Source organism: Henriciella sp., from assembly GCF_049649345.1.
Lineage (GTDB): Bacteria > Pseudomonadota > Alphaproteobacteria > Caulobacterales > Hyphomonadaceae > Henriciella.
In genome coordinates, this window is the sequence record NZ_JBARZC010000346.1 from 1 (window position 1) to 2,912 (window position 2,912).

The 2,912-nt window shown below is 61.1% G+C and carries 3 protein-coding genes; all 3 read left to right on the top strand.

The window, feature by feature from the left end:
* A partial coding sequence (thrS, locus tag WA989_RS09465) for a threonine--tRNA ligase (RefSeq protein ID WP_424340253.1) occupies positions 1–1,346 on the top strand: 1,346 nt, incomplete at its 5' end.
* 237 nt (positions 1,347–1,583) lie between these two features.
* A complete protein-coding gene (locus tag WA989_RS09470) occupies positions 1,584–1,886 on the top strand; it encodes a DUF2282 domain-containing protein (protein ID WP_424340254.1) in 303 nt (100 codons plus the stop codon).
* A gap of 60 nt (positions 1,887–1,946) precedes the next feature.
* Positions 1,947–2,801 (top strand): DUF692 domain-containing protein, encoded by an 855-nt coding sequence (locus WA989_RS09475; RefSeq protein ID WP_424340255.1) that lies wholly within the window; start codon positions 1,947–1,949, stop codon positions 2,799–2,801.
* Positions 2,802–2,912 lie beyond the last annotated feature (111 nt).

The following is a 2,912-nucleotide window of genomic DNA, read 5'->3' on the forward strand; positions in this document are numbered from 1 at the left end:
AGCTGATGTCTATCGCCGGTGCCTATTGGCGCGGCGACAGCCACCGCGCGATGCTGCAACGCATCTACGGAACGGCCTTCACCAACAAGGAGGGGCTGAAGGCGCATCTGCACATGCTGGAAGAGGCCGCCAAGCGCGACCACCGCAAGCTCGGCCGCGAGATGGACCTCTTTCACATGCAGGAAGAGGCCCCGGGGCAGGTCTTCTGGCACCCGAATGGCTGGACAGTCTACACCGAACTTCAGGACTACATGCGCCGCCAGCAACGCAAAGGCGGCTATGTCGAGGTGAACACCCCGCAGGTGGTAGACCGCAAACTCTGGGAAGAGTCTGGCCACTGGGAAAAATACCAGGACCATATGTTCATCGTCGAAGTAGACGAGGAGCACGCCCGCGAAAAGGCGGTCAACGCACTGAAGCCGATGACCTGCCCCTGTCACGAGCAGATCTTCAAACAAGGCCTCAAGTCCTATCGCGACCTGCCTTTGCGCATGGCCGAATTCGGATCATGCAATCGCTATGAACCTTCCGGCGCCTTGCACGGGATCATGCGCGTGCGCGGGTTTACGCAGGACGACGGGCACATCTTCTGCCGCGAAGCCCAGATCGAAAGCGAAACGGCCGCGTTCATCCGCTTCCTCAGTGATATCTACAAGGATCTCGGCTTCGAAAGCTTCAAGGTCAAATTCTCGGACCGTCCCGAAACCCGCGCTGGTTCTGACGATGTCTGGGACAAGGCCGAAGAGGCGTTGCTGGCCGCAACCCGCAAAGCCGGCATCGAGCCGGAACTGAACCCCGGTGAAGGTGCATTCTACGGCCCCAAGCTGGAATTCGTGCTCACGGACGCCATTGGCCGTGACTGGCAATGCGGCACCCATCAGGTGGACTTCGTGCTGCCGGAACGTCTCGACGCGACCTATATCGGCGAGGACGGTGCCAAACACCGCCCCGTCATGCTGCACCGCGCGACGCTGGGATCCTTTGAGCGCTTCATCGGCATCCTGATCGAAGAGCACGCCGGCAAACTGCCGTTCTGGCTGGCACCCCGTCAGGTCGTGGTCAGCACGATCGTTTCCGATGCCGACGACTATGCGCTCGAGGTGGTGGATGCGCTCAAGAAAGCAGGCGTCCGGGCCGAGGCCGATCTGCGCAATGAAAAGATCAACTTCAAGGTTCGCGAACATTCAGTCGGCAAGGTTCCCGTGATTCTGGCGCTCGGCGCGCGCGAGGTCGAGGAAAAGACCGTGACTGTCCGCAGACTGGGCGAGAACAAGACGTCTGTAACATCGCTGGCGGAAATTGTTGCAGAACTTGGCGGTGCGGCGACCGCCCCGGACCTGCTGTAACACTCGAACCGTGAAAACTGTAACATTCCCGCCGGACGTGCGATCGGCGGGAATGTTGTTTTTGCAGGCTTTCAGCGCTGCGGCGGCATGTCGCAGTGCAGCATGGTAGCGCGTGATCTCACGGGGGCGCGATGCACAGGCCTGTGAGTGGTCGATCCGCAAATCTCCCCGTTAAGGTTTGGACATCGCCAATCACGGTGAGCTGCAATTTTCCAGTCAAACCAAAGGAAACCCACCATGTCCCACGTCACCAAGACTATCATCCTCGCCTCTGCCGTCGCAACCGCCGTTGCCGGTGCCGCAGGCTCTGCCACCGCTCAGGAAAACGAAAAATGCTTTGGCGTTTCGCTCGCCGGCGAGAACGACTGCGCTGCCGGTCCCGGCACCACCTGCGCCGGAACCTCGACTGTCGATTATCAGGGCAACGCATGGACACTGGTCCCGGCCGGCACCTGCGGCGACATCGAACTGCCTGCAATGGCCGATGGAAGTGAGCGTATGGGTTCGCTTGAAGAGCTGGACCGCGATCTGCCTGCATAAACGATCTGCGCTTTTCGGGGCGGTTCAGCGCCGCCCCGACCATCCCCAAAGGACAGACCCATGCTGGATGCAACATCCCCAACTTCCCTGCCCGCGCGCGCCGGTGTCGGCTACAAGCCTCAGCACTACGGCGCAATCATGGAACAGACCGGTCCTCTCGGCTGGCTGGAAGTGCATGCAGAGAACTACATGGGGGCAGGCGGCCGTCCCATCGCCCAACTGCGTCATCTGGCCGAGGCTTTCCCCATCTCGGTCCACGGCGTGGGTCTTTCCATTGGGGGTGAAGGCGATCTCGAACGCGATCACCTCGCGCGACTGAAACATCTCATCGACTGGCTGAACCCGGCGAGCTTTTCCGAGCACCTCGCATGGTCCACGCACGACAGCCATTTCTTCAACGACCTGCTGCCCCTCCCCTATACCGACCGGACCCTCGCCCGCGTCGCTGCACATATATCTCAGGTTCAGGACACGCTCGGGCGCCGGATGCTGCTGGAAAACCCGTCCAGCTATCTCGCCTTTGCCGAAAGCACGATGTCCGAGACCGACTTCCTATGTGCACTTGTTGACCGCACGGGCTGCGGCCTGCTTCTGGACGTCAACAATGTCTTCGTCAGCGCTACCAACCTCGGCACATCGCCGCAGGATTACATCGACGCGTTCCCGCTGCAGGCAGTCGGCGAAATCCACCTCGGCGGCCATGACGAAGACGCCGATGAGACCGGTGCCACGTTGCTGATCGACAGCCACGGGTGCCAGGTTGTGGATCCCGTGTGGGGGCTGCTGGACTACACGCTGGCGAAATCGGGCGCAAAGCCGGTTCTGGTCGAATGGGATACCGATGTGCCGGAGTGGCCGGTTCTGAATGATGAGATCAAGAAGGCGGATCGGGCCCTGGCGCAGGTGGCTGCATGAGCAGGGTCACGCAATCGCAATTTCGCACCGCCATGCTCGACGCAGCCGTGGCTGTGCCGGCAGGTATCGTAAACCCCGATGGCATGCCCGCCGCCAAGCGCTTCGACGTAT